This window comes from Malonomonas rubra (genome assembly GCF_003247215.1).
Lineage (GTDB): Bacteria > Desulfobacterota > Desulfuromonadia > Desulfuromonadales > Geopsychrobacteraceae > Malonomonas > Malonomonas rubra_A.
The window spans coordinates 1-4,087 of sequence record NZ_QKAP01000003.1 but is presented as its reverse complement, the minus strand read 5'-3'; the positions used below and the strand labels follow the sequence as shown (position 1 = coordinate 4,087).

The 4,087-nt window shown below is 57.5% G+C and carries 3 protein-coding genes; 1 reads left to right on the top strand and 2 read right to left on the bottom strand.

What is annotated here, in order from left to right; all coding sequences use genetic code 11:
* Positions 1-1,520, top strand: a 1,520-nt coding sequence (locus tag Q7J88_RS00110) for a sigma 54-interacting transcriptional regulator (RefSeq protein ID WP_369681926.1), incomplete at its 5' end; no start/stop codon positions are given.
* 31 nt (positions 1,521-1,551) lie between these two features.
* Here the strand turns inward: Q7J88_RS00110 and Q7J88_RS00105 are convergent.
* Together Q7J88_RS00105 and Q7J88_RS00100 are read right to left on the bottom strand one after the other, a co-directional pair.
* A complete protein-coding gene (locus tag Q7J88_RS00105) occupies positions 1,552-1,908 on the bottom strand; it encodes a hypothetical protein (protein ID WP_303720114.1) in 357 nt (118 codons plus the stop codon).
* 21 nt (positions 1,909-1,929) lie between these two features.
* Complete coding sequence (locus Q7J88_RS00100) at positions 1,930-4,077, bottom strand: AMP-binding protein (protein WP_303720115.1); 2,148 nt, start codon at positions 4,075-4,077, stop codon at positions 1,930-1,932.
* Between the last annotated feature and the right edge of the window lie 10 nt (positions 4,078-4,087).

The window sequence follows — 4,087 nt, the reverse complement described above, 5'->3', positions numbered from 1 at the left end:
TGAATGATCCGTTTTGCATCCTGGCTTTTTATGCACAACTGATATACATTTTATGCATGTCACGATCAGAGAATCTTAAAACAGAAGACCGGCAGTTTTTCCAGCTCGTCAGCAAGGCGGCGTTCAGCAACCCGTTTGGAGAAGAACGCGCTGCTTTGGATAAACAATTGGCCGGACTGACGGGGGGCAGCAAAAAAGAACTGCTGGAAGCCGCCCTCGAATCGGTTCGGGATCGCGTACGAAGTTTGGAAAAAGTTGGTCGAGGCAATCTGGCCTTATACGAAGGCGGAGATCGCACCTGCTTGGCCATGGGTTTGCTGTTCGAGCAGTTTCATCGGTACCTGAACGCATTCGATCAACTGATCCAAAAGCAATTACATGAAGGAAATGAGCCCTGCTCAGTGCCGTTTTCAAGCGAGCTGCTTACCCGGTTGCGAGAATACGGTTTCAAAAGTGAAGAGGCTCGACATTATTTCGCTTTTTTCTACCAATTGCGCAGAGCCTTCTTCTTCATCGATCAACTGGTCGGACAGAGTCATGCGATTCAGAAACTGCGCTGTGCCCTGTGGAACAACATCTTCACCCACGATGTAAGGCGCTACGAGGCTCAGCTCTGGAATCGAATGGAAGACTTTTCAACGCTGCTGCTCGGTGAGACGGGAACCGGCAAGGGAGCTGCAGCGTCAGCGATTGGTCGCTCGGGGTATATCCCCTTCGATGAAAAACGCGGGCGGTTTGCCGAAAGCTTTACGCGGAACCTGATCTCCATCAACCTGTCGCAATTTCCCGAGTCATTGATCGAATCAGAATTGTTCGGCCACAAAAAAGGCGCTTTTACCGGCGCCATCGACAATCACCTTGGGATTTTGGGCCGCTGCGTGCCACATGGTGCGATCTTTCTTGACGAAATCGGCGATGTATCGGTTCCCGTGCAAATCAAGTTGCTGAGGGTATTGCAGGAGCGAACCTATACCCCGGTCGGCAGCCACGAAAACATACCGTTTCGCGGCCGCATCATCGCCGCCACCAACCGCTCTCTTGATGAACTGAGACGCGCCGGTAATTTTCGTGATGACTTTTATTACCGGCTTTGTTCCGACGTGATCGAGGTCCCCTCGCTGCGTCAGCAGCTCAGCGAGGACCCCGCTTCGCTCGATGCCCTGCTGGCGCATCTGCTGATGCGAATTCTCGACAACGTTGAATCCGGATTAGTCCAATCGATCCGCCAGTCCCTGCTACGGGATCTGCCGGTCGGCTATTGCTGGCCGGGCAATGTTCGCGAGTTGGAGCAAGCGGTTCGACGCGTACTGCTAAATGGCAGCTATACCGGCGATCCGTTTGCCAATCCGGCGGCTGAAGACAATCTTCAGGCACTGGCGGATGCCGGCGAGATGAATGCCCAGGAATTGCTGACCCTGTACTGCCGGCAACTGCACCAGCGTTTCGGCACCTATGAAGAAGTGGCACGGCGCACGCAACTCGACAGGCGCACGGTGAAGAAGTACATTCAGGGAACCTGAGCCGTTGCGGTATCGTCAAAATCTCCTCTCTTCACTTCCAGAAGTCGGAAACGTCCTCGGTCTTCTGCAGACTCATCGAGTCTATCTGTGCCGGTCCGCGAGTCTTCACCAAAACTTCAGCTTTATAGTAATAATCCTCTTCTGTACTTGGGATTCGTGATGACACAGTCTGTTTCGGTTCGTTGTACTGGTTTTGGAAACGCGGATTCTCATTTACGACATCCCCGACGGTACGAAAAGTTTCATCGATCGCCGTTGCAACGGTGCCAACCGGCTTGCCCAAAGAGCGGCCGATCAGGCTGCCTAATTGCGCTGCATCCTGATTGGTGCACGCAGAAAGGACTGTCAGAGCGGCCAAACCACTCAAAAGTATTCTGCTCCTACGCATGTTCCACTCTCCTTTCCGGGGTTATGACGCAAATTCCTCCGCCAATTTCCGCAAAGCTCCCAAGTCCAGCTTGCCGCTGCCGAGCTGGGGCAGCTCCGGGACTTTGACGAAATTTTCCGGCTGCGGCAGCCACAGGTTGGGCAGCTCGCTTTCTTTACTGATTCGCACCAAGTTCTCCTTTTCTCCGGCCTCCTCGGTGTAGACCACCACCAGCTTTTCCCCTTTCTTTTCGTCCGGGATCGCGGTCACGGCCAAAACGTTCCCGGTCAAACCCAGCTCGCGGTAGAAAACCTCTTCGACCTTGATGTGCGGCACCATTTCACCGCCGATCTTGCTGAAGCGGGTGAGACGGTCGGTGATATGGAGGAAACCGTCGTTGTCGATGCGGCCGATGTCGCCGGTGACGTACCAGCCGTCGACGATCGCTGCGGCGGTTTTGTCGGGGCGGTTCAGGTAACCGCTCATCAGGTTGGGGCCTTTGACCAGAATCAGGCCACTCTCTCCGATCGAAAGCGGACTGTGGCTCTCCGGGTCGACCACGCGCAGCACTATACCGGGAATCGGGCGGCCGACGCTGCCGAGCCGGTGGCCCGACTGTTTCACGTCGCCCTGTTCCACGTCGGGCAGACTCAGGGTGATGAGCGGGGCCAGCTCGGTGGCGCCGTATCCTTCCAGCGGACGCAGACCGTATTTTTCGGCAAAGGCATCGGCGAGCTGGCTTTTCAGTTTCTCGGCGCCGGTCACCACCAGACGCAGACTGGCGAAATCCTCTTTACTAGCACGCCGCATGGTGGTGGCGAGAAAGGTCGGGGTTGTCAACATAAGGGTCGAACGGTTCTGGCGCACCAGTTTGGTGATCGCGGCCGCATCCATCGGATTGACGTGGTAGCTGGCCGAGAAGCCGCTGAGCAACGGCAGCCAGAGGGTTGCCGTAAATCCGAGGGCATGGAAGAAGGGAAGCGCACTGCACACGTTGTCCTCCGGGCTGATGGCAGCAACCATGCGAATCGCTTCCAAGTTGGAGATAATGTTGTGCTGGCTGAGCATCACCCCTTTGGGTTCGCCGGTGCTGCCGGAAGAAAAGATGACCGTCGCCAGTTGTTCGCCGCATCGGCAAGGAATCTTCAGCAACAGTCTGGTCGGCAGCAGCCGGGCCCTGATCAAGGCGCGCAGCTTGTCGGCTGTACCGAGGTCCGTCAGCAGATCTTCCAGATAGTAGACCCGTTCCGGCAACGGCAGCTGCGGAAAGCGTTCGATGAAACACCGGCTGGTGACCAGGGTGGTGATGCCGCATTGTTGCAGGGCTGAGGCCACCGCTTCGCTGGACGCGGTGTAGTTGAGGTTGACCGGCACTTTGCCTAGCATCGGCACGGCCAGGTTGGCCAGCGCGCCGCCCACCGACGACGGCAGCAGCAAACCGACCATCTCCTCCTCGGCAACCAGCGGTTCGAGGCGTTTTGCCAGGGTCAGCGCACCGACCAGGGCACGGCCATAGGAGAGCCGCTGGCCGCTGCTGTCGCTGAGCGCCGGACGGGTCCAGTTGCTGCGCGCAGTTTTGACGAACATCGCGGCGAGGGAGGTCCGCTTCGCCTTTTGCCCTTCGAAATAGTCGTAGGCCAGTTCCGCCACCGCCTGCTGCACGTCGCCGGCTGTCGAGGTTGCCGGCAGGGGCCGCCCGAAAACGACGGAAATCGGATAAGGCAGGCTGGTCGGCAGTTTGGTGAGGAGCTTGCCGTGGGCATAGCTGAAAATGCTTCCCCAGGCGCCGCCGATATAGATGGGGACGATCGGATGCTCGGTTCCCTTGACGATCGTTTCAAGGCCGCTTTTGAACTGCTGCAGCATGCCGGTGCGGGTGATCATCCCTTCGGCGAAGATGCAGACCAAGTAGCCGTCGTCGAGAGCCTGGCGTGAGGTTTTGACAAAATCGATCATCTCCCGGCGCGAACCGCTGGGAGCGACCGGGATGACCTGCATCAGTTTGAACAGCGGTTGCAGCAGCCGGATATCGTAAACGTCGCGATGCATGATGAAGCGGATGCGGCGCTGCTGGGTGGCGAGCAGCAGCAGGGCATCGACCCAGGAAACGTGATTGGCCACCAGCAGGGCCGGTCCTTCGGCAGGAACGTGCTGTTCGCCGCTGATCTCGATGCGGTAGGCGAGTTTCATCACCAGGATG